Origin of the sequence: Enterococcus sp. OL5 (assembly GCF_006491895.1) — a bacterium.
In the GTDB taxonomy this organism is placed as follows: domain Bacteria; phylum Bacillota; class Bacilli; order Lactobacillales; family Enterococcaceae; genus Enterococcus_D; species Enterococcus_D innesii.
In genome coordinates this window covers 35929-56886 of sequence record NZ_VHIL01000008.1, presented here as the reverse complement: position 1 = coordinate 56886, position 20958 = coordinate 35929, and the positions used below count along the sequence as shown (strand labels likewise).

Genomic DNA, 20958 nt, shown 5'->3' with positions numbered 1-20958 from the left:
AAGAAAAAGGAGTGGAGACGAAGTGAAATATTCAACCAAATACAGCGACGCCATTCACATCCTCGCTTACATCCACCTCTTTAAAGGAACTGATTTATCAAGTGATCGGATCGCCCAGAGCGTTGAAACGAATCCTGCTTATGTTCGCCGGATTATGAGTGATTTACGGGTTGCTGGATTGATCGAAAGCCAAAGAGGAAAACCAAACCCTAAACTAACGAAGGAACCAAATGAGATTTCTTTGTTAGACATTTATGCGAGTGTTGAAAAAGATCACCATCTTTTACATGCAGACAAAAAAACCAACCCCAACTGCTTAATTGGGGGGAATATTCAAGGGGTATTAGAAGAAACCTATGATGTGCTGCAAAAGAAAATCGAGCAGGAGATGAGTGCCATCTCGTTGCAATCAATCATTGAAGGCATTCGAGGAGAAGCCAAACAGTAGATTGAACGGACACAACACAGTAAAAAGAACTTTCACCTGCTAAGCAATTTCTTGACAGGAAAGAAAGTTTCTTTTATACTCTAGTTGTAACTTGATTAGTAACAACTATTTTAGTCAAACAAAAGATGAGGAAGGATGATTATCATGAAAATCGGTGTTATTGGCGCAACAGGAAATGCAGGTTCAGCTATTTATCAAGAAGCAGTACAGCGAGGACATGAGGTGACTGCTATCGTTAGAAATGAAGCTAAAGCCAAAGAACAATTTGGTGATACAGTCAAAACACTTACAAAAGATGCTTTTTCGTTAACAGAAGGAGACCTCGACGGGTTTGACGTATTGGTCGATGCGTTTGCGACAAGTCCTGACCAAGCGTACTTGCATGTGGATTTGGCAGCAAAATTAGTGCACCTGTTTCGAGAAAAGAACACACGCTTGTTCTTCATTTTAGGAGCTGGCAGCCTGTTCAACGAAGCGGGCGAACGCAATCTTACCGAATTGAAAAAAGCCCCAGGAAGTGAAAGCTGGATTGCGATTCCAGAAAATCAGCTAGACGAATACCTCTTTTTAGAAACCGTCAAAAATGTCCCTTGGGTGGGGATTTCTCCTGGGAACGTCTTTCAAGAAGGACCAGCTAAACCAGCGATTTTAGGGAAAGATCACTTGCTATTCAATGACCAAAAGGAATCAGTAACATCCAGTGGTACGTTAGCCAAAGCAATCCTTGATGAAATCGAAACAGTGCGACATGAAAATACTCGTTTTACTGTGATTGATGCAGAGTAGTTCAGCAGATGATTGAGAAGGAGAACCCAATCGATCGAGATCGGTTGCTGACAAAGGTTAGTAAGTAGACTGATTCAGGCGACTTCTCTTTATTCACATTTTTTGTTTCCAGTACCCAGCAATTTAGACGAGACAAATCCTCTGTGTTTGCTTATAATCAAGGACAGAGGTGAGAAAATGAATAAAAAAATCGAAGCGTATGAATTGATGCTTCTGCAATTAAAAGGGTTGTTAGAAGCGGAGAGTAATTGGATCGCCAATCTAGCCAACTCTTCTGCTTTACTGAATGAAACATTGGAAGATACAGTATTTGCCGGCTACTACTTATTTGAAGAAGGCGAACTGATCTTAGGCCCATTCCAAGGAAGAGTATCTTGCACCAGAATCACATTAGGCAAAGGGGTTTGTGGGGAATCAGCGGAGAAAAAAACCACATTGATCGTACCCAATGTCAAAGAACATGAAAATTATATTTCTTGTGACTCAGCAGCAATGTCTGAAATCGTAGTTCCCATGGTAGCTGGTAATCAGCTGCTTGGCGTGCTGGATATCGATAGTGGAAAAACAAACAGCTATGATGCGATCGATCAGAAATATCTGGAAGAATTTGCGGCGTTATTGGTAGCAAGTCGCCAATAAAGCACTTGTTTTTTAATATTAACGTAAAAACAACATAATGTTTTAAAGCGAAGCGTTCATTGAATATGAACGCTTTTTTTAGTTATTATTTACAAATTACGGGCATATTTCTTTATTTAATTAAAATTAGATGATAATATGATAATACAATTAGAAAAATGAATTTTTAAGGAGAGAATTATGGAAGCAGAAACAATTGTATTAGGTAAAGCATATGAATGTAAACCAGTTGGCTTACAAAGTCGTGTGATCGGTGAAGTGGTCAGAAAAATGGAAAGGTGTGTCGTATTAAATGTGATTCGCTATGATGGAATCGATCATGAAGATATCGAAGAACGTTGCGGACGAGTAGTTGCAAAATACAATGAGATCTATCAACCAGCACTAGTTGAGTGCTTTTTTAGCTGATCCATTGGTAATCACCCAATCAAAATAAAATGAAACCATGCACGTAAACCAATTCCCTTAAAAAAGGGGCTGTTTCTTGGAAGCAGCCTCTTTTTTTGATTCTTCGACACAGCTGCGTAGAAAAATACATGCTATAATGGGCGAGAAACTAGCAGAAAGCAGGGAGCAAAATGGAATTAGAAAAAACGGTCATTGATGACAAACAGATGCTTTTTGAATTGCCGCAGGAAGCAGGGCAAATGCAAATTGTTAAAGGAAAACTTATTGAAGCAAAAGACAATACCGTCCTCTTAACCATAAAAAAAGGCCAATTACTATCAGTCGCAGATGAGAAAACATTTGATGACAAGCAAGAATATGACCGCTTAATAATCCTTACACCACCTTGGGAGATCATGGCGCCATACTTAGCAGCCTATTATCAAGAGAAATACCAACTGTCCAATGCTTCCAACGCACCTATCATGATTCCACAGGAACTGCAACAAGGGGTCGCTGTTTGTGCGGAACCATTTGATTGCTTGATCGATTTTCTGGGGTATGTATCCACCAGCAAAAAGGAAACGAAAGAGGTGAAAAAAGGGAGCAAACCTCGTCATAAATGGTCAAAAGAATTACAAGATGAACCCTTTATGGTGGATTATCAAGGAAGTACAGCAACGGTCTATTGGCAGAAACGCAACGAGGTTCGAATTGAAAAAGGCGCTACCTTGCGTCAAGAGGTTCCATTGAACAAAGACGGCTCGGTGGGATTTTCAGCTCGATTAGCAGAAAAGATACGGCAAGAGAATCAATCAGCGATCAAAGAGGGACGAACGATTGCAGACGTCGTATTAAAAAGTGTCAATGAGGTCGGCATGTTTCTTTACTATGGGGGGACCAATGGCTGGCTTCAATTAAAAGATCAGCAAGGAAGAACCCTGAACGAGCGAACGGTGGAATAGAAAAGAGAGATACTGAACAAGAAAGCGATCCACCAAAGCGAACGGAATCAGCTTTGGTGGATCGCTCTTATAGTCTAACTAGGACTAGGTTCTTCATCGATCAAGACAAATTCTTGGCCGGTCTTGGACAAAACAAGGCTCGGTTTTGCAGTTCCTTCTTTTTCAGCTCGATACGCATCTCGGTGCTTTTGCAAATGTTCGGGACGTTTTAACCAAGCTTGAAAGGCTTTTTTCTCAGTCCATTTTGACACTAACTGGAAAACGAGGCTGTCTTTTGATTCTGAAAACCAAGCTTCAGCAGAGTGACACCCAGCAAATGTTTTCATTGAGGCGGTATCTTTTTTCATTTTAGCTAGAAATCGTTCTTTACCTTCAGGAATTACTTCAAATGCGACGGTACGGATATACATGAAATTCCTCCTTGCTGTGAGTGATTTCATTTAGTATAGCCCTAATTGAGAATCATTGTCAATTAGCATTGAGAATTTGTACGTTTTTATCGATTTTTGCTTTTTGATTAAATCCTTCAAAAGCCTTGAACAAATGAAAAAAGTACGTATAATTAATATACGTACTGAAGAGTCCGAAGAGTATTGGAGAAAATGGATACTTGGGGAAGTCTTTCTTTTCTCACGTGCAATACTCTTCGTTTGTTTAGTGTACCACTCCCATTTTAAAATAGATACGTTTTTTTTACTTTCTGAGGAGATTTCTTTTATTCCTTGAGTTGAAAGGCAAAAAAGTGGGAAGGTTCTGAGAAAGCGCTATGAAGACGAAATTTGTGTCTTCTTTTTTTGTATGAAAGGTAAGGAAAATTAAGAAAGTTTTTTATCCATTTTACCTGCGAAATGATGTATAAGAGAGTAGCCAAAGTACTGATCACTAGAAGATCAGTACTTTTTTGTATGCTTTCTTGGCACGACTCCTGTCAACGATATTCAGCATAAAGTCGCACTTTTCTAATTTTTACATTCAGAAGAGCGCTTCTGACACAACCATGTAACCTCTTACATTTTTTGGTCGAGTTAAATTGACAGGCTGCATAAACATGCGGTAAACTCGGTACAACAAACAGAATTTTTTGAATTATCTGAATGTTAGAAGGGGATGAGTAGAAATGGGGAAACGTAGCAAATATGCAGTATCACTTGTGTTACTAGGCAGCTTCTTTTTAGCAGCTTGTCAAAATGGCGCGCAAGAAAACGAGACGGATTCATCAGCAGCTTCTTCTGCAGAGCAAGTGATCAATGTGCAATTTTCAGCAGAGATGGGCAGTGCCGATATTTCTTTAGCAACCGACTCTTATAGCTTTATTACTCTGAACAATGCTTATGAAGGCCTTTATCGCTTGGATGAGAACAATGTTCCTGTAATTGCTGGGGCAAGTAAAGACGCTGAAGTCAGTGAAGATGGCCTGACCTATGCCATTTCACTGCGAGAAGAGGCAAAATGGTCCAATGGTGATCCAGTTACAGCGGCTGATTATGTTTTTAGCTGGCAGCGAACCGTTGATCCAGCTACAGCTTCCAATTATGCCTATATGCTAGCACCCGTTAAAAATGCATCTGCTATTTCAGATGGCACGCTAGATAAAAGCGAGTTAGGGATCGAAGCAGTCAATGATCATGAGTTGAAAATCACGTTAGAAAAACCAACACCTTACTTTTTATCTTTACTGGCTTTTCCAACCTTCTTCCCACAAAACGAACGTGTCGTGGAGGAATTTGGTGATCAATACGCCTTAACAAGTGAAAACGCGGCGTACAATGGACCATTCCTATTGACCAATTATGCTGGCCCAGGCACCGATATCCAGTGGTCATTGGAAAAAAATCCGGATTATTGGGATGCCGATTCAGTCAAACTTGAAACAGTTAATTTCGATGTCGTGAAAGACTCATCGACTGCTTATAACTTGTACGAAAGCGGACAAGCCGATGACATTATTTTAAGCGGTGAATTGGCGATGCAGAATGTGAATCATCCTGATTACATTGTTCAGCCTAGTGCAACCACTCAGTATTTAGAAATGAATCAAGCACCAGAAGATTCGCCTTTTCGAAATGCAAATTTGCGCCAAGCCATTTCGTATAGCATGAATCGGCAACAAATCGTTGAGAATATTTTAGGCAACGGCTCATTACCGGCTGTCGGTTTTGTTCCTTCTGACCTAGCTTTCAATCCAGAGACAAAAGCTGACTTTGTTGAGGATGCGGCAACCACGTTAGCCTTTGACGAAGAAAAAGCCCAAGAGTATTGGGAAAAGGCCAAAGCTGAGCTGGGGATCGATACGTTGTCTTTCGAGCTGCTGACCTCAGATACCGACCAATCGAAAAAAATGGCGGAATACATTCAAGGAACCTTGCAGCAAACACTGGATGGATTGACTGTCGAAGTCACAAATGTTCCTTTTTCTGTTCGTTTGGATCGTTCCAATAGCGGCGATTTTGAGATGGTCATGAACAATTGGATCGGTGATTATGCAGATCCAATCAACTTTTTAGAATTGTTCAAAAAAGACAGTTCCTACAATCGTGGGAAATGGTTAAATGATGACTACGACCAATTGATCGAACAAGCCTCCAATGAAAATGCCAACAACCCAGAAGCCCGTTGGGAAAATATGGTGGAAGCAGAAAAAATCTTAAATGAAGATTTGGGCATTATTCCGCTTTTTCAAAGTGCAGAAGCACATCTGCGGTCGCCTAAGATCAAAGGTCTCATCGTTCATAGTGTCGGTGCTGCCTATGACTATAAAAATGTGTTTGTCGAAGAATAAGTATAAAAATTGATTCTTTCATACATCTACTGACTGATGTAGTCAAACAGTACTGCAGAAAAGAGGAACGCCATTCGAGCGTTCAGCAACTTGAGAACAAGGAATACAGCCGTTCTTTATCTAGCAGTGAAGAGGAATGATTCATTCCAGCTAGATAAGAACGGCTTTTCTTTTTAGGGGGAACGCCAATGAAAATCACAGCAGTTGAAACCAAACGAATTCCGATCCAGCTGAATGCACCATTTAAAACGGCGCTTAGAGAAGTGCACGCCGTCGAAGTGATTCGAGTGCTGCTTTCTTTTGACAATGGGATCGTTGGCATCGGAGAAGCAGCACCTACCGAAGTCATCACCGGCGATACAAAAGAAAGTATTTTAAAAGATATCGAAACTGTTTTTGCCCCCTTCCTGTTAGGCAGAAAGGTAGATGCGCAATTGTCGGTAATGGATGAGCTTCATGCGTTGATCCAGCATCATACGAGCCCTAAAGCGGCGATCGATATTGCATTGCATGATGCACTGGCTAAAGCAGCTAACTTACCGCTTTACCGTTATTTAGGAGGTTCTGTCAATAGGTTAGCAACCGATTATACGATTAGTGTCGGCTCACAGGAGCAGATGCTACAGGATGCGCAAGCAAAAGTCCAAGCGGGGTTTCGCTCCTTGAAAATCAAACTAGGGGCAGGAACGATCGAAGAGGAAGTTGCGAAAATTCGCCGCATCAATGAACGCTTGGCAGGAAAGATCTCCTTTCGAATTGATGCCAATCAAGGCTGGACCAAAGAAGAAGCGGTGCAGATTTTAGACCAATGGCAAGACATTCCGATCGAGTTTGTTGAACAGCCAGTAAAAGCCCATGATTTTGCTGGACTCAGCTATGTGACTGCTCGTACGACGATTCCGATCATGGCCGATGAAAGTCTTTTTTCCTATGAGGATGCCAAACGTTTGATTGCTGAAAACTGCTGCAATTATTTGAACATTAAATTGATGAAAAGCGGCGGGATCAAAGAGGGACAAAAAATTTATCAATTGGCAAAAGAGCATCAAGTGCCGGTGATGGTCGGTTCGATGATTGAAGGGTATGGTGGAATGGCTGCCGCCGCCCATTTTGCCTTAGGGATGAACGATGTCCGATTTTATGATCTGGATGTTCCTTTTATGTGGGAGACCCAAACGACTTCCCCTGAAACTCAAGGGATTCTTCAGCGTCCAGGAAGCTTGAGCGTCACCGAACGCATCGGACTAGGAATCAACGAATAAACAGTTATGAGAGGAGCAAAGATGAAACAAATTGTTCAGGCTGGCTCTTCCTTCTTATGGAAGGAACCCAAAGAAAACAAAGTACTAGCAAAAATCAAAGCATTCCCTTTAGAAGCACTGCACACTTTTTTGACTGATGAAGATACGATGCGGCTTTATCAGGAAAGCTTAGTGGACTCCGAAGTATTATATGGGACGATTGTAGAAGTCATCGACCAAACGGATGGTTGGGCCCATGTGATCGTCTTGGATCAAAAAAGCAATAAACACCCACTTGGCTATCCCGGCTATCTACCAAACGAGGTATTGAAGCCATTGCCACCAGACTATGCAACAGCTAAAAGAATGCTCGGCGTGACTGCCAAAGAAGCTTTGCTTGTTTTTGACTCTGCGACACGGATCGTTTCTTTTGGGACGGTTTTACCCCTAGTTGGGGAAACCACAGATTCCTATCGAGTGGCTACGCCTAATGGACCAGCAACGATCGCTAAATCCTTTGCTCAAGTCATTGTGGATACATGGACAAATCTGCCCGAGAAAATGATTGCACTAGCAGAACAATTTTTGAATCAGCCCTATGTCTGGGCAGGCATTAGCGGCAGTGGCTTTGATTGTTCTGGATTCATGTATTCGCTGCATCGACTTCATGGTATTTTGATCCCCCGAGATACGATTGAGCAAGCACAACAAGCAAACATTGTACCTTACAGTCAGGCACAACCGGGAGATCTGTTGCTATTTGCTTATGAAGAAGGAAAAGGTGAAGTCCATCATGTTGGGTTGTATTTGGGGGATGATGAAATGATTCATTCAAGAACACCCGGATCGCGGGTCATGAAAACCAAAATCGCTGGTTCTAATTATGAACCGGAACTAGCAGTTGTGGCGCGCTATTGGCAAGACAAACCAAATACACCAATTGAACCGGGCACATAAGCAATCCTTTACTGACTTTGAGGAAAGGAGCGTTTGATGACAAAAGATGACGTTTATTTAGAAATAAATCATATCCTAAAAAAATATCAAGCAACATTGGAAATGGGGTTATGGATTGGTACGCCAACGAAATGTCTTGTTGACTATCAGAGTCATAAGTCATTTCCAGCAGCAAGTATCAGTAAGCTTGTATTGTATGCCTATTACCTTGAACAAATCATCGAAAAAAAGATCGATCCCCAACAAGTAATTTGTGTGAGCCCCGTTGATCTGACAGGTGGCGCTGGGGTCCTCCGTCTTTTTCCTCAGAAAAAAAGCTGGGCTATCAGTGAACTGCTTACAGCGATGATCGCCGTATCTGATAATACCGCCACCAATGTACTGTTGGACTTAGCTGGGTTGCCCACACTTCAAGCATGGATCCAGGAGCCGGAGATCCAATTTGAACGGTATATGATGCGACCGATTAAAGACAAGGAGAACCGCTTGACCCCTTCGGCGGCTGCCAAACTACTACTAAGGTGTGTTAAACAAGAAGAAGCTGCCCTAGGATTTTCAGCCTTAAATCAGCAGCAATTTCAAGAGGGCATACCAGGGACTTTTGCTGAAACAACGCATCCTGCGTGCCGCATTTTTAATAAGACAGGCCGTCTTGACCGCATCGAACACGATGTAGCGTATTTACAAGCCAATGAAACGACGATCATCATTGCGGCGTTTTCCTATGATAAAACCGGTAGTGGTCAAGGGATCAGTTGGCTAAGAGAAATTGGTCAAACAGTCTATCAGCAATGTTTTTAAGTAAAATACGCTGCGTATCGATCCTCACTCAGAGGTACTCGATACGCAGCGTATTAATTATTTACGACGATAAAATCTCCCATATCATAACGATGCCGTGACTGAGAAAATTCAAAAGGCGTCCCATCGCCGAGATAAACCGTTTGTTCCACTTCTAAGATGGGATCGGTGGCAGCACAAGCTAAGTATTGCTGATCATAGGTATCTGCACGATCCGCTTTGATGCGACGGACAGATGTCCCAATCGAGGAGTGTAGCTGGTTGGTGATATAACCGTAGACCGATGAGTTTAAGACTTCCTCGGTAATCCCGGGAATGACATGAAGCGGCATGATGGTATATTCTAAAACAACGGGTATATCGTCAAACAGGCGCAAACGAACGATATCATAAATTTGTTGGTCACTGCGGATTTTTAGTTTTTCTTGTTCTTTCTCATCGGGAAAAAGAATGGCAAAAGAAATGATCTTGCTGGTGATCTTTCCTGTTTCCCCAAGACGTTTGGTCAATCCACGATTGATCTTGGCGTTGTAATCGAAGGTTGAATAGGCGTCGCTGATAAAGGTACCCGTGCCTTTTTTACCGTAAATAATGCCTTCCATTTGTAAAATATTCAATGCTTTTTGAATTGTCACGCGGCTGGTCTGATAATGGACAGCCAGTTCGGATTGCTTCGGCAATTTTTTCTCTTCTTCGTAAAACCCGTGATTGATTTTGCTCCGTAGATCGGCAGCGATGTCATGGTAGTTCGCCATTTGCTTCACCTCAAAATAATAATAAGTGATAAAACGAAGTATGTAAACTTGGAGCTTTACATACCTTGTTTTAAAGGCTTTTCCTGCGTTTACATTCTTCAGGAAATGAATTACATTTGTAATGTAATCGTTTTCTAGCGATTGAAGAATAGGGGTATAGGAGGGAGTTTTATGCAAGGATTTATGGATCGACTCGCTGACGTTTTAGGAAAGTTTGCCAATAGGATCAACAATTTACGCTACATCATGGTCATTAAAAATGCCTTTGCTGCTTTGATTCCAGTAATCATTACCGGAGCATTTGGTACTTTGTTTTCAGCAATGGTTTTTGATGCTGAAAATGGATTGGCACAAATCGAGGCACTGCGCTTTTTAGAAAGTTTAAAACCGATCTCATCTGCGGTCAGTTATGTGACGTTGAGTTTCTTAACGATCTATGCAGTGTTTCTGATTGGGATTGAGCTAGCAAAATTAAATAAGATTTCGGGGGTCTTTCCAGGAATCATCGCCGTGATGTCTTATCTTTCTGTTAATCCAATGATCTTTGAATTTTTGCACGAAGATGCGACGGTGGTTGCTGAAAACGTGCTGGCTAAGCAATATACGGACACGAAAGGTCTATTTTTAGGCATGTTCGTTGCGATCGTTTCCATCGAGCTTTATGCGTGGCTAGGAAGACAAAAACGGCTGCAGATCACGATGCCTGATAGTGTTCCAGGGAATGTTTCGGCAAGTTTTTCGGCATTGTTTCCAACGATTTTCACCGTGACCATCATCGCCACCGCTGGTTTTACTATCAAAGCACTCACAGGGATGTATGCTTACGATATCATCTACAATGTCGTCCAACGACCACTGGAAGGGATCGTCCAAGGATTACCAGGTATCTTGTTGTTGATGTTTATCGCACAAGTCTTTTGGGTCATCGGGATTCATGGGAACCAGATGGTCAAACCCATTCGTGAACCATTGTTGCTGGCAGCAATCGCCGTCAACACGGAAGCTTTTGAAGCTGGAAAAGAAGTACCCAATATCATTACGATGCCGTTTTGGGATATGTATATGAGTATGGGCGGCTCTGGCGTGACGATTGGGTTGCTGATTGCGATTTTGATCGCCGGCAAGCGGGAGGACATGCGCCAAATCACTAAATTGTCATTAGCACCTGGGATTTTCAATATCAATGAGCCAGTGATCTTCGGAATGCCAATTATGTTGAATCCCATTTTGGCGATTCCCTTTATCCTGACACCATTAGTAACAGGAACGATTGGGTACGTGGCCACAAGCCTAGGCTTTGCCGCTAAAGCAGTGGTAATGGTCCCATGGCCAATGCCACCGATCGTCAATGCTTATCTAGCTACTGCTGGGGATATCGGGGCTGTGATCACGCAAGTTATCTGTATTGTCGTGGCGATTTTAATCTATCTCCCTTTTGTTTTGGTAATGAATCGCACGACCAATGAAGTTGCATAAAGGAGTTTTGAAAAAATGGTAAAAATACCTGAGACATTTATTTTAGGGGCTGCTTCGTCTGCTTGGCAGACAGAAGGCTGGCAAGGAAAGAAAGAAGGGCAAGATTCGTATCTCGACCGCTGGTACAAAGAAGAACGCTTTGTTTGGCATAATGGCTATGGACCGGCTGTTGCGACGAATTTTATGGAAAAGTTTTCAGAGGATATTCAACTGATGCAGGAGGTTCATTTGACCCATTACCGAACATCGATCAACTGGGCGCGCTTCTTTACCGACCATGAACAGCTGATCGTTGATGAAGACTATGCTGCTCATATCGATCAGCTTATCGACCAATTGCTTGCGGCTGGAGTCGAACCGATGCTTTGTTTGGAACATTATGAACTGCCAGCTAGTTTGATGGATGCCTATGATGGCTGGAGCTCGCGGAAAGTGGTCGATCTGTATACCCGTTATGCCGAGATCGCCTTCGAACGTTACGGTGATCGAGTCAAACATTGGTTTACCTTCAATGAGCCGATCGTTATTCAGACTCGTTGTTATCTCGATGCGATCCGCTGGCCCCATGAACAAAATACGAAAAAATGGATGCTTTGGAACTATCACAAAGTATTGGCATCCGCCCAAGCAGTGGCTGCCTATCATGAAAAAGGCTATGAGGGGCGCATCGGTTGTGTGCTGAATCCAGAAATGGTTTACGCACGCTCTTCCTCACCGGAGGATCAAAACGCGCAAAAAATGTATGATCTCTTTTTCAACCGGATCTTTTTTGATCCAATGGTCAAAGGTCATTATCCAGAGGAACTTATCACACTTTGCCAAACCTATGGCATCTACTTTGATCCGACAGAAGAAGATTTGGAAACGATCCGCACCCATACGGTGGATTTCTTAGGGGTCAATCAGTACTACCCGAAACGCGTGCGGGCACCACGGTATCAATGGCATTCGGATACACCGTTTCATCCGGAAATGTTTTATGAGACCTTTGATTTGCCAGGAAAACAAATGAATAACTCTCGTGGCTGGGAAATCTATCCGAAGGTCATGTACGATATGGCTAATTACCTGAAAGAGAATTATGGGAATATTCCATGGCTGATTACTGAAAACGGTATGGGGCGGGAAAATGAAGAACAGTATATGGATGCAACAGGACAAGTTCAAGATGACTATCGAATTCAATTTATTACTGAACATCTTTACTGGCTGCTAAAAGCTGTCGAGGAAGGTGCCAACTGCGAAGGCTATATGCTTTGGGCATTTACCGATTGTGTTTCACCTATGAATGCATTTAAGAACCGCTATGGTCTCGTCCGAATTGAGTTAAATGAAGAACGGACCCGGTCATTAAAAAAATCAGCCGCTTGGTATCGTTCCCTGATTGATGAACGGTGGCTGCCATTTGAAGAAAAACCATTGATTCTGTAATAAAAACCCACGTTGATTTCCTGATAGTAAAGGAAATCAACGTGGGTTTTCAGTTAAAAGGGTTGTTTATGAGGAGCAAGTTTCTCCCAGTCAAAGGTGACGCCAATCCCTGGTTCTTCTGGTGCAATCGCACAGCCATCGGATGGATCGATCACTAACGGTCTCGTGGTGTATTGATCGATTGGGAAACTGTGCATTTCGAGATACCCAGCATTAGGCATCGCTGCTAAGAGACTGACGTGTAATTCCTGCATGCCGTGAGTAGAAACCGATACGTTGTTCGCTTGTGTTAAGGCAGCAATTTTCAACCAGCCGGTGATCCCACCGCAATTGGAAGCGTCGGGTTGTGGAAAATCGACATTGCCATATTTGGTCATATGAGCAAATTCGATCGGGGTGCGCAAGTTTTCCCCGCCTGCGACCGCAATTTGCCCTTCTTTAGCGATACGCGCGTAGCCTTCGTAATCTTCGGGGATCGTTGGTTCTTCAAGGAACAAAATGTCATAAGGCGCCATCAGTTTGGCGGCTTTGATCGCTTTTTCAACCGACCAGCTCATGTTGGCATCCACCATAAAGACCACATCGGGACCAATCAATTCTCTGACCGCTTTTATGCGAGCAATGTCTTCGGCAAGGGTTTTTTGCCCCAATTTGATTTTGACCGCTTTTAATCCCATGTCTAAATATTTTTGATTATTGGCTAAGAGTTTTTCAAGAGGAAAGTTTAGATCGATCGCACCACCATAGCATTTGACTTTGTTACTTGCGCCGCCTAAAAGTTTGTAGAGGGGTTCTTGTGCTTTTTTCGCACGTAAGTCCCATAAGGCGATATCACAAGCAGCAATGGCGAAACTCGCTAAACCTCCTCTGGCAACATAATGGATGCCCCAGTTCATCTGATCCCACAAGGCTTCCACACATGCTGGATCTTTCCCTAAAAGGATTGCTTTTAGTTCTTTATCGATCAGTTTGGCGATCGACTCACCACCAAAGCCACCGGTGTACGTATAGCCCACACCTTCGCGGCCATCATCAGTAACGATCTTGACGATAGGCACTTCAAAGTGGGTGTGTAGGCCGTGTTTTGCATCTTCCATGATTTCCGGAAGCGGAATCCGATAATACGCTGTTTGAACATCTGAAATTTTTACCATAAAAAATCCTCCTCAACATTAATGTTCACGTGTGCATTTTAGATTGTTAACGTTTGCATAATCATGTTAGCATGAGAATACTCGATTGACAAGGCAAAATCACTCAAATTCAATACTTAAGAAACAAAAATGCTTCTTTTTTACGAGTTCATTCAGTTAGGAGAGAAGGTAAAGGGATCGAGAATATAAATAGAAATAGGAAAGATGTTATTAGAAATGAATTGAAAACCCTATAAATTGTCATAAAAAGGCATTTTTTATGATTTTTGGACATATTTATTGAATAAAAATCATTTTTGTATTATTATTAAAGTAACAACGAGCAATGAAGAGTACTGGGGCAAATGAAAGCTTGGGGAAGTCTTCCATTTGAACTACCTAGTACTCTTATCTTTCTTAAACGACGAGAAAAATACAAGCGAACGACTGAACTTTTTTGGTTCAGTCGTTCTTTGTGTTTATTGAGGTGAGCAATAGGGATGACTAGATTATGAAGCAAAGGGTTTCTCTTATTTGACGAAGAAATAATCATTGTCGGTTAAAACCGTACGAGCTTGTTCTACTTGATGTTCCTTGATTAAAATGTAATCAGTATTGAAGGTAGAAAGAGCAAAGATACTAATCGATTCTTCGGCTAGAAGGGAAGAGATTCTTGCAATGATACCGATCATACTGAAGTCCAGTACACCGATTATTTTAATGGCTTTCCATCCATCCTCTCTGTTTATCGTTTCAGAAGGGACGTTGGTAGTCGGCAATACCAAAGAAAGTTCTTCTGAGGTCTGGGCAAAAAATAGAGGGACGATCTTCAGCATCGAAGGATCGATATTCTTTACTTGGATGACAGAAAACGAGGGTTCTAATAAGGTCAATTTCATCTAATCACGTCCTACGTTTGATGCTTTCATCATATCAAATCGGAAGAACGAAGGGAACAAGCTGTTAAACATTTTCAATTTTAACCCAAAATAGCAAAGGGAACGATAGTCTATAGCTTGATAGGAGCTTAACCTATCGTTCTTGTATTAAACTTTTCTTCGCGTTTTTAACTCACCAATCTGACGTTCCATTTTTTCGAGGGAGCTACCAAAGTCTGTGAGAAAAACATTGAATAATAAGGAGCAGGCATGATAATCTCGGATGATTTTCTGCTTATTCGCGGGTCTTTTTTTTGTCACTGAAAATTTTCTAATACACAGAGCGGCTCTTGCCAAGATCTTAATTGCTCCAAAGTATCTCCTAAACGATACATGTCCTGGTAGCTAATTTCTTTTACCGGCTGCTTATTACTCGTCTTAATACCCATCTTTTCTATTTCTTTCAACGTAACGCCTCCATTCTGATTTTATTGATGTTTGTATAGACACCACTTTTAATCCTATTTTACTATATGATGTCTCTAGGAACAACATCTGTTTGCAGAAAAGGTGGGAATACATGAACAGAAGAATAGAAATAGGCTTAAAAGAGCTTGTAAAAAGCAGAGGAATTTCTCTAAGAGAGTTAGCACGCTTATCGGATATTGAACCTTCGATTATTAATAAGCTGGCAAATGGAAAACGAGAGAAAGTTTACCTTCAACATATTGAAAGAATCGCTAATGCATTAGAAATTGACGATATTTCAGAAATTATCAGACTCACGAAAAAATAACTTTTTGAAAAGTAGGCTAAGGCAAAAAAGAGAACACTTAGAATATCGTAATCACACTGTAGCGACGTGACTATTCTAAGGTTCTCTTTGTTTTTATATCCTATAGAAATCAGAGAAGGCGACACAGAAGGATTTAGGAAGCACGCCAGCGGACGGCATCACTTCTAGCCCATCACTTTTCGAAGTGGTGGACTTTTTTGCGTGCTTTTGAAAAAACTATTTAGAAAACTATTTAGAGTGGTAGTCAAATAGTGTCACATACTGGCACAAGTAAAAAGCCAAAACCCTGTAAAATCAAGGTTTTGGCTCTTAGTGTCACTTACTGACAGTTTAAAATGGAGATGGCGGGAGTCGAACCCGCGTCCAAACATATTGCTACCTAAAAATCTACGCTCATAGTCAACTCATTTGAAGGTTCGCTTTACAGCTTGCCGAGTGACAGGCAGTCTGTATCGCTAGTCTGATGCTCTCTTTTTTATCTTACAGACGGAAAGATAAAACGTATCCCACTTAGAATAGGACCCTTACTCGAGCACATGGGCGATGCCGAGAGGATCTACGCTAACTGTTTTTAGGCAGCTAAAGCGTAAGAGTTTTCGTTTTTAGCAGTTATATTTAACTGTAACGTTTTAACGTAGACGTAACCTACGAAGCGCAATTCAGGCTCAACTATGCCTGTCGAATCCGTAACATCCCCTTGATAAAAGGGGTATCGCTACCATTCATTAGTATACCATAGTTTTGCCTGTATGCAAAGAATCAGATTAAGTCAAAGTGTTTCAGGGCGTGCACGATCCCGCCTTCGGTATTTTTCAGGGTCACGAAGTCTGCCAACTCTTTCAACTCTTGAATTCCATTTCCCATTGCAATTTTGTGGTCGCAGGCTTCTAAAAGAGCGAAGTCGTTGCTGCCGTCACCAAAGCCGAAGGTAGGTACATCTTCTAGACCCAACAATTCTACCAAGGTTTTCACGCCAGTTCCTTTAGAGGTGCCGGATTTTACGACATCGATCGAAAAAGGCGTATTACGATAAAAAGTTAATTCTGGAAAACGCTCATGATAATAAGCATCGTTGCCGACACCTAAAACCAGCAACATATTGGTCCGGTCCGTTTCATAATGCAGAGGATCGATTTCTGGGAGAGGGCTACGTACGTAGTTGTATGCACCGACCATTTCCTCGGTGTGACCAGTCGCCCAATAGCCTTTCTCATTGTAATAACACAGCTCATCACCATTGTCTTTGACGGCTTGGTACATTCGTGCGCAAAGCTCAGGTTCTAGAGTATCAGAAAAAACTTCTTTGCCGTCAATGCGAATAAAGGCCCCGTTCATGACGATGTTTGAGGTGATCCCAGCTGCTTCACGAATGGCGGTAACTTCAGGTTCGGTTCTTCCCGTTGCAATGATCGGCAGTACTTCATTTTTTCGCAACATCGCCATCGCTTCAGCAATTTCCGAAGTGATTTGCGAGTGCTCATCTAAAAGCGTACCGTCAAGATCAAAAAATGTTAATGCTTTATAGGTCATGTATCTTACTCCTAAGGTTTATAGTCATAGTCCACTCACAATCTTATCAAAGATTGAAAAAAAGGCAAACCTTTATGAATAATCGGTGAAGTTGTTGGTAGAAGAAAGAAATTCGAGTATACTATAGGAAGAATGGAGTGAAACGATGATTTTTTTAGTAATTGGCAGCATTTTTTTCTTGATTGGTCTCACTTTTTTTCTTTTTCCATCAAAAAAAATGAACCTTATTTATGGCTACCGTTCCTATCTGGCAAAACAAAATGAACGAAATTGGCGACAGGCCCAAAAACTATCTGCCCGATTCTTTCTGCTTTTTGGCGGAATCATGGCGCTCATTGGGTTTGTCTTGAAATGGCAAGAATGGACCAACTTTTTTCTAATTGAAATGATCGCGATCCCTTGGTTCATCGTGCCGATCTTTGGCCTGATCGAAGAGAATCTGCAACGATTTGATAAAGAACATAGAGGTGAAGAAAATGAATATATTAATGATTGAAGACAACGAATCTGTTTCTGAAATGATGCAAATGTTTTTCTTGAATGAAGGATGGGAAGCGGCTTTTAAATACGACGGCAAAGAAGGGCTGGAAGCCTTCGCTGCTGAACCAGACAAATGGGACATGATCACCCTTGACTTGAACCTTCCTTCCATGGATGGCATGATGGTGGCGCGCGAAATTCGCAAAATCTCCAGCACAGTACCTATTATTATGTTGACGGCCCGTGATTCAGAAAGCGATCAAGTCATCGGGTTGGAGATGGGGGCAGATGACTATGTGACGAAACCCTTTAGTCCACTGACCTTGATCGCGCGGATCAAGGCACTACACCGCCGTAGTGAATTGGTTGACAAAACAACACCTGAAGCTTCCGATGCCACCTTTGATATCGTCACCGATCATTTCAAAATGAACACAAAAACACGGGAAGCCTATTTAAATGGTCAACCCATCGATGGGTTGACGCCGAAAGAATTTGATTTGCTTTATACGTTAGCGAAAAAACCGCGACAAGTATTTTCGAGAGAACAGTTGTTAGAACTGGTTTGGGATTACCAATACTTTGGCGATGAACGGACCGTCGATGCACATATCAAAAAACTAAGACAAAAAATTGAAAAAGTGGGGCCACAGATCATTCAAACCGTCTGGGGCGTTGGGTACAAATTTGATGATGCGGGTGCTGCTTAATGCGCTACCTGTATCAACAGCTGATTGCATTTTTTGTGGTGATCTTCGTGATCTTGATGACGATTGGTATTGCGTTTACTCAAATGACACGCCAAACGTTACAAGAACGGAATTATGAGCAGTTAATGGGGTATGCTTCGTCGGTCGCGACGATTTCGCAAATCAGTGACTCAGAATATTTACAGCAAAATATGACCCGGGATGGCTATCTACAGTATTCCTTGCGTTTGGCTGAGAATATTTTGAGCAACCAAGATATCTCCTTTGCTTTCTTTAAAAGTCCTGATGATATTATTTATCCACTAGATACCGCTCATGCTGTTGATTTTCCGATCTCTGAAAAAGACTGGCAATCCTTAGAAAATGGGGCGCGTCTACAACTGACCTCCGCCACAAATTTATACGGGGAAAAAGAACTGACTTCCTATGTGTTGATACCTTTTTCTGTCAATCGTACGGATTTTTACGGGGTAATGGTGGTTTCGCAATCGGCAAGCAGTATTTTGAATCTTGTCAGTGCCTTTAATCAAAACTTGTTTAAAGTTTGTTTGATCTCGATCGTTGTCTCATTATTGATCAGTTACCTTTTTGCTACGTTCCAAGTAAGGCGGATCAATCGCATGAAACGGGCAACCAAAGAAATTACTAATGGCAATTTTGATATTTTCTTGCCGGTGCATAATCGGGATGAATTTGATGAATTAGCCGAAGATTTTAATTTAATGACGAAATCCTTAAAAGAATCCCAAGAAGAGATTGAACGGCAAGAAGAACGTCGTCGGCAATTTATGGCGGATGCTTCTCATGAGATGCGTACCCCATTGACGACTATCAATGGCTTATTGGAGGGCTTAGAGTACAACGCAATTCCTGAGAATCAAAAAGACAATGCGATCCGCTTGATGAAAAATGAAACCAATCGTTTGATTCGTCTAGTCAACGAAAACCTTGACTACGAAAAAATCAGAACCAATCAAATCTCGATGGTCATCAAAAAATTTGATGCGACGCAAACTATCAAAAATCTACTGACGCAACTGGAGAGCAAGGCAGAAATCGCCAAAGATGTGTTGATTTTAGAAACAACAGAGCCAATTGACGTCTACGCGGATTATGATCGGTTTGTCCAAATCATGGTCAATATTTTACAAAATGCGATCCAGTTTACGGAAGATGGAGAAATTCGGGTTCGAATCGAAAAAGGCTACTTGGAAACGATCATCGAAATCAGTGATACGGGAATCGGCATGTCTGAAGAACAAGTCAAGAATATTTGGGATCGTTACTACAAAGTTGATCCTTCCCGCAAAAACCGTCAATTTGGTGAATCTGGTCTGGGACTATCGATCGTTGAACAGCTCGTACGCCTGCACAAAGGAAAGATCAGTGTAGAAAGTGAACTTGGCAAAGGCACGACCTTTAAAATCTCTTTTCCAGATATCGACTTAAATGAAGAATAAGGAATCGACCGGCAGCAATTTGATTAGCCGGTCGATTTTTTGCGTTTCATTGGCAGCATCTCAAACAAAAGACTTGCTTTTGCAAGCAAGCCTTTTTGTTTGAGGGCTATGTAAACTATAGATAAGTGGTATAGGGCGTATGGGCAAAGCATTCGTCTTCATGGATCAAATAGATGGCAACAGCAAATTGTTCGGCGATTTCTTGGCACAAAGGCAGCAGGATTTGGACCTCTTTTGTTGTTAACGTGCTCAAAACATTTTCGATTAAAAGGGTTTCTCTTTCTGAAAGTAACGCTAAGAGCAGTTGAATTTTGATTTCCTCAAAGGGGGCTAACTCTGTCCGCTCTTTTTTTAAAGCTGATAAGGGAAGCTGAACATAAGGCAGTACACTCTCTAAATCGTCCCCTTTTTTATTTGCAAGAGATACATTGTCCATCACGGATAAAAAGGGAACGGAGGGCCATTGAGCACGAATCAAGATTGCTTTTTTTTGTGAAAGCAGCAAACTTAATTCAGAAGTTTTTGTTTCATTGTCTTTCGAAACATAATAGAAACCAATTGATTTCGTTAGCTGAGTTGGTTTTTCCATTGTTTTTTCCTCCAATACAGACTATGTCCGCTGGCAATCAAACCAGTAAAACCGGTCACAGCGGCAAGTAAGACGACAAGTGTGTGGCGTGTGCTTTCAAATAAAATAGCAAGCCAAGTGGTGCTGTTCAAATCGACATTTTGGACCAGAATTTGACTATTTTGCGGAATCGTAATGGCGAATTCTTGTCCAGGAAGACTTTGGACAGCCTCCCAAAAGTTATCAGAAGCACGCTCTCGATCAAGGGCAATGATATGCCCACTAAGTAATTCCCGCTGGAAATAAGGCTGGAAGAGTAGCAATAACACAAAGGCGATCACAGCGGCTGCTAGGAGCGGTAAGAGCATTTCAATGATCTGCATTGCTACCCATTGTCTGGTGGTAGCGCCACTTGCTAACCAAGCAGTGTATTCCGAGCGTTTATATAGTTGGTAGTAAACTTGAAAGCCGATAAAGACCAGCGTAAAGGCGCTGAAAATCAAATAGAACAGTTGATGATAGATTGTCGTAACCGGTTGGATCTCTTCGGCTACTTTCGTTTGCAGATCTTCTGTCGCTAAGAGATCTCTTGTCTGAGCGATCACTTGATCCATCGAGTAGATCAAGGCAAACGTCACGATCAAGCCAATTACGGCAAAGAAGGATACAAGCGTATAAAGCACCATGGCTTTTTTATGATAAAAAATGCTAGCAATCGCAAAATGTATAGTTTTCATC

At 41.8% G+C, this 20958-nt stretch carries 23 protein-coding genes and 1 other RNA gene; 15 read left to right on the top strand and 9 right to left on the bottom strand.

Features of this window, described 5'->3' with window-relative positions; genetic code table 11:
* Positions 1-22: 22 nt before the first annotated feature.
* From FJU10_RS10640 to FJU10_RS10620, 5 genes are all read left to right on the top strand, one after another.
* Entirely contained in the window at positions 23-448 is a 426-nt protein-coding gene (locus FJU10_RS10640) for an Rrf2 family transcriptional regulator (RefSeq protein ID WP_034878711.1), read from the top strand.
* 135 nt (positions 449-583) lie between these two features.
* Positions 584-1234, top strand: a complete 651-nt coding sequence (locus FJU10_RS10635; RefSeq protein WP_077454239.1) for an NAD(P)H-binding protein — start codon at positions 584-586, stop codon at positions 1232-1234.
* A gap of 177 nt (positions 1235-1411) precedes the next feature.
* Positions 1412-1873, top strand: coding sequence for a GAF domain-containing protein (locus tag FJU10_RS10630; protein WP_086293039.1), 462 nt, complete (start codon positions 1412-1414; stop codon positions 1871-1873).
* Positions 1874-2053: 180 nt separating this feature from the next.
* Positions 2054-2281, top strand: a complete 228-nt coding sequence (locus tag FJU10_RS10625) for a hypothetical protein (protein WP_005237217.1) — start codon at positions 2054-2056, stop codon at positions 2279-2281.
* Positions 2282-2451: 170 nt separating this feature from the next.
* Positions 2452-3225 carry a hypothetical protein gene (locus FJU10_RS10620; protein ID WP_140965863.1) on the top strand — a complete coding sequence of 258 codons (774 nt, stop codon included), beginning with the start codon at positions 2452-2454 and terminating at the stop codon, positions 3223-3225.
* Positions 3226-3299: 74 nt separating this feature from the next.
* Here the strand turns inward: FJU10_RS10620 and FJU10_RS10615 are convergent, their stop codons facing one another.
* Entirely contained in the window at positions 3300-3635 is a 336-nt protein-coding gene (locus tag FJU10_RS10615) for an antibiotic biosynthesis monooxygenase family protein (RefSeq protein ID WP_140965862.1), read from the bottom strand.
* A gap of 707 nt (positions 3636-4342) precedes the next feature.
* Here FJU10_RS10615 and FJU10_RS10605 point away from each other — a divergent pair.
* From FJU10_RS10605 to FJU10_RS10590, 4 genes are all read left to right on the top strand, one after another.
* Complete coding sequence (locus FJU10_RS10605; RefSeq protein WP_140965861.1) at positions 4343-6004, top strand: peptide ABC transporter substrate-binding protein; 1662 nt, start codon at positions 4343-4345, stop codon at positions 6002-6004.
* A gap of 188 nt (positions 6005-6192) precedes the next feature.
* Positions 6193-7266 carry a dipeptide epimerase gene (locus FJU10_RS10600; protein WP_140965860.1) on the top strand — a complete coding sequence of 358 codons (1074 nt, stop codon included), beginning with the start codon at positions 6193-6195 and terminating at the stop codon, positions 7264-7266.
* Between the two features lie 21 nt (positions 7267-7287).
* Positions 7288-8202 carry a C40 family peptidase gene (locus tag FJU10_RS10595; protein ID WP_189372293.1) on the top strand — a complete coding sequence of 305 codons (915 nt, stop codon included), beginning with the start codon at positions 7288-7290 and terminating at the stop codon, positions 8200-8202.
* A 36-nt stretch (positions 8203-8238) separates the two neighbouring features.
* Positions 8239-9003, top strand: a complete 765-nt coding sequence (locus tag FJU10_RS10590) for a serine hydrolase (protein WP_140965858.1) — start codon at positions 8239-8241, stop codon at positions 9001-9003.
* 53 nt (positions 9004-9056) lie between these two features.
* On the opposite strand, the gene FJU10_RS10585 is transcribed toward FJU10_RS10590, so the two are convergent.
* Positions 9057-9758 carry a GntR family transcriptional regulator gene (locus tag FJU10_RS10585; protein ID WP_077454231.1) on the bottom strand — a complete coding sequence of 234 codons (702 nt, stop codon included), beginning with the start codon at positions 9756-9758 and terminating at the stop codon, positions 9057-9059.
* A 171-nt stretch (positions 9759-9929) separates the two neighbouring features.
* On the opposite strand from FJU10_RS10585, the gene FJU10_RS10580 reads away from it, so the two are divergent.
* Together FJU10_RS10580 and FJU10_RS10575 are read left to right on the top strand one after the other, a co-directional pair.
* Positions 9930-11234, top strand: coding sequence for a PTS sugar transporter subunit IIC (locus tag FJU10_RS10580; protein ID WP_081119487.1), 1305 nt, complete (start codon positions 9930-9932; stop codon positions 11232-11234).
* 15 nt (positions 11235-11249) lie between these two features.
* Positions 11250-12665 (top strand): glycoside hydrolase family 1 protein, encoded by a 1416-nt coding sequence (locus tag FJU10_RS10575; protein ID WP_081119488.1) that lies wholly within the window; start codon positions 11250-11252, stop codon positions 12663-12665.
* A gap of 53 nt (positions 12666-12718) precedes the next feature.
* Here the strand turns inward: FJU10_RS10575 and FJU10_RS10570 are convergent, their stop codons facing one another.
* The 3 genes from FJU10_RS10570 to FJU10_RS19770 all read right to left on the bottom strand — a co-directional run bounded on the left by FJU10_RS10570 (position 12719) and on the right by FJU10_RS19770 (position 15143).
* Positions 12719-13819 (bottom strand): mandelate racemase/muconate lactonizing enzyme family protein, encoded by a 1101-nt coding sequence (locus FJU10_RS10570; RefSeq protein WP_140965857.1) that lies wholly within the window; start codon positions 13817-13819, stop codon positions 12719-12721.
* Between the two features lie 509 nt (positions 13820-14328).
* Positions 14329-14697 carry an ACT domain-containing protein gene (locus FJU10_RS10565; RefSeq protein WP_081119490.1) on the bottom strand — a complete coding sequence of 123 codons (369 nt, stop codon included), beginning with the start codon at positions 14695-14697 and terminating at the stop codon, positions 14329-14331.
* Positions 14698-14993: 296 nt separating this feature from the next.
* Complete coding sequence (locus FJU10_RS19770) at positions 14994-15143, bottom strand: hypothetical protein (RefSeq protein WP_317615673.1); 150 nt, start codon at positions 15141-15143, stop codon at positions 14994-14996.
* Between the two features lie 113 nt (positions 15144-15256).
* On the opposite strand from FJU10_RS19770, the gene FJU10_RS10555 reads away from it, so the two are divergent.
* A complete protein-coding gene (locus FJU10_RS10555) occupies positions 15257-15472 on the top strand; it encodes a helix-turn-helix domain-containing protein (RefSeq protein ID WP_034872498.1) in 216 nt (71 codons plus the stop codon).
* Positions 15473-15805: 333 nt separating this feature from the next.
* On the opposite strand, the gene ssrA is transcribed toward FJU10_RS10555, so the two are convergent.
* Together ssrA and FJU10_RS10545 are read right to left on the bottom strand one after the other, a co-directional pair.
* Positions 15806-16169, bottom strand: a transfer-messenger RNA (tmRNA) gene (gene ssrA / locus FJU10_RS10550).
* Positions 16170-16231: 62 nt separating this feature from the next.
* Positions 16232-17002: a Cof-type HAD-IIB family hydrolase gene (locus tag FJU10_RS10545; RefSeq protein WP_081119492.1), complete on the bottom strand. Its 771-nt coding sequence runs from the start codon at positions 17000-17002 to the stop codon at positions 16232-16234.
* A 145-nt stretch (positions 17003-17147) separates the two neighbouring features.
* Here FJU10_RS10545 and FJU10_RS10540 point away from each other — a divergent pair, with 145 nt between their 5' ends.
* Genes FJU10_RS10540 through FJU10_RS10530 form a run of 3 tightly spaced genes read left to right on the top strand, consistent with a single transcriptional unit; the run spans position 17148 to position 19652 of the window.
* Entirely contained in the window at positions 17148-17498 is a 351-nt protein-coding gene (locus FJU10_RS10540; protein WP_081119493.1) for an SdpI family protein, read from the top strand.
* The gene (locus FJU10_RS10535) at positions 17479-18192 is read left to right on the top strand and encodes a response regulator transcription factor (RefSeq protein WP_081119494.1); all 714 of its coding nucleotides are present in this window, start codon (positions 17479-17481) and stop codon (positions 18190-18192) included. Before FJU10_RS10540 ends, FJU10_RS10535 begins: the two co-directional genes overlap by 20 nt.
* Positions 18192-19652 (top strand): sensor histidine kinase, encoded by a 1461-nt coding sequence (locus FJU10_RS10530; RefSeq protein WP_005237199.1) that lies wholly within the window; start codon positions 18192-18194, stop codon positions 19650-19652. The genes FJU10_RS10535 and FJU10_RS10530 overlap by 1 nt, the downstream gene beginning before the upstream one ends.
* A 115-nt stretch (positions 19653-19767) precedes the next feature.
* Here the strand turns inward: FJU10_RS10530 and FJU10_RS10525 are convergent, their stop codons facing one another.
* Positions 19768-20241, bottom strand: a complete 474-nt coding sequence (locus FJU10_RS10525) for a hypothetical protein (protein ID WP_081119495.1) — start codon at positions 20239-20241, stop codon at positions 19768-19770.
* Positions 20220-20957, bottom strand: coding sequence for a hypothetical protein (locus FJU10_RS10520; protein WP_081119496.1), 738 nt, complete (start codon positions 20955-20957; stop codon positions 20220-20222). Before FJU10_RS10520 ends, FJU10_RS10525 begins: the two co-directional genes overlap by 22 nt.
* Between the last annotated feature and the right edge of the window lies 1 nt (position 20958).

Excerpts from the sequence above, each read along its gene's own strand:
- FJU10_RS10555 (WP_034872498.1), top strand. The coding sequence starts at position 15,257 with ATGAACAGAAGAATAGAAATAGGCTTAAAAGAGCTTGTAAAAAGCAGA.
- FJU10_RS10535 (WP_081119494.1), top strand. The coding sequence starts at position 17,479 with ATGAATATATTAATGATTGAAGACAACGAATCTGTTTCTGAAATGATG.
- FJU10_RS10600 (WP_140965860.1), top strand. The coding sequence starts at position 6,193 with ATGAAAATCACAGCAGTTGAAACCAAACGAATTCCGATCCAGCTGAAT.
- FJU10_RS10570 (WP_140965857.1), bottom strand. The coding sequence starts at position 13,819 with ATGGTAAAAATTTCAGATGTTCAAACAGCGTATTATCGGATTCCGCTT.
- FJU10_RS10630 (WP_086293039.1), top strand. The coding sequence starts at position 1,412 with ATGAATAAAAAAATCGAAGCGTATGAATTGATGCTTCTGCAATTAAAA.
- FJU10_RS10635 (WP_077454239.1), top strand. The coding sequence starts at position 584 with ATGATTATCATGAAAATCGGTGTTATTGGCGCAACAGGAAATGCAGGT.
- FJU10_RS10625 (WP_005237217.1), top strand. The coding sequence starts at position 2,054 with ATGGAAGCAGAAACAATTGTATTAGGTAAAGCATATGAATGTAAACCA.
- FJU10_RS10615 (WP_140965862.1), bottom strand. The coding sequence starts at position 3,635 with ATGTATATCCGTACCGTCGCATTTGAAGTAATTCCTGAAGGTAAAGAA.
- FJU10_RS10595 (WP_189372293.1), top strand. The coding sequence starts at position 7,288 with ATGAAACAAATTGTTCAGGCTGGCTCTTCCTTCTTATGGAAGGAACCC.
- FJU10_RS10585 (WP_077454231.1), bottom strand. The coding sequence starts at position 9,758 with ATGGCGAACTACCATGACATCGCTGCCGATCTACGGAGCAAAATCAAT.
- FJU10_RS10525 (WP_081119495.1), bottom strand. The coding sequence starts at position 20,241 with ATGGAAAAACCAACTCAGCTAACGAAATCAATTGGTTTCTATTATGTT.
- FJU10_RS10580 (WP_081119487.1), top strand. The coding sequence starts at position 9,930 with ATGCAAGGATTTATGGATCGACTCGCTGACGTTTTAGGAAAGTTTGCC.
- FJU10_RS10520 (WP_081119496.1), bottom strand. The coding sequence starts at position 20,957 with ATGAAAACTATACATTTTGCGATTGCTAGCATTTTTTATCATAAAAAA.
- FJU10_RS10575 (WP_081119488.1), top strand. The coding sequence starts at position 11,250 with ATGGTAAAAATACCTGAGACATTTATTTTAGGGGCTGCTTCGTCTGCT.
- FJU10_RS10605 (WP_140965861.1), top strand. The coding sequence starts at position 4,343 with ATGGGGAAACGTAGCAAATATGCAGTATCACTTGTGTTACTAGGCAGC.
- FJU10_RS10590 (WP_140965858.1), top strand. The coding sequence starts at position 8,239 with ATGACAAAAGATGACGTTTATTTAGAAATAAATCATATCCTAAAAAAA.
- FJU10_RS10545 (WP_081119492.1), bottom strand. The coding sequence starts at position 17,002 with ATGACCTATAAAGCATTAACATTTTTTGATCTTGACGGTACGCTTTTA.
- FJU10_RS10540 (WP_081119493.1), top strand. The coding sequence starts at position 17,148 with ATGATTTTTTTAGTAATTGGCAGCATTTTTTTCTTGATTGGTCTCACT.
- FJU10_RS10530 (WP_005237199.1), top strand. The coding sequence starts at position 18,192 with ATGCGCTACCTGTATCAACAGCTGATTGCATTTTTTGTGGTGATCTTC.
- FJU10_RS10620 (WP_140965863.1), top strand. The coding sequence starts at position 2,452 with ATGGAATTAGAAAAAACGGTCATTGATGACAAACAGATGCTTTTTGAA.
- FJU10_RS10565 (WP_081119490.1), bottom strand. The coding sequence starts at position 14,697 with ATGAAATTGACCTTATTAGAACCCTCGTTTTCTGTCATCCAAGTAAAG.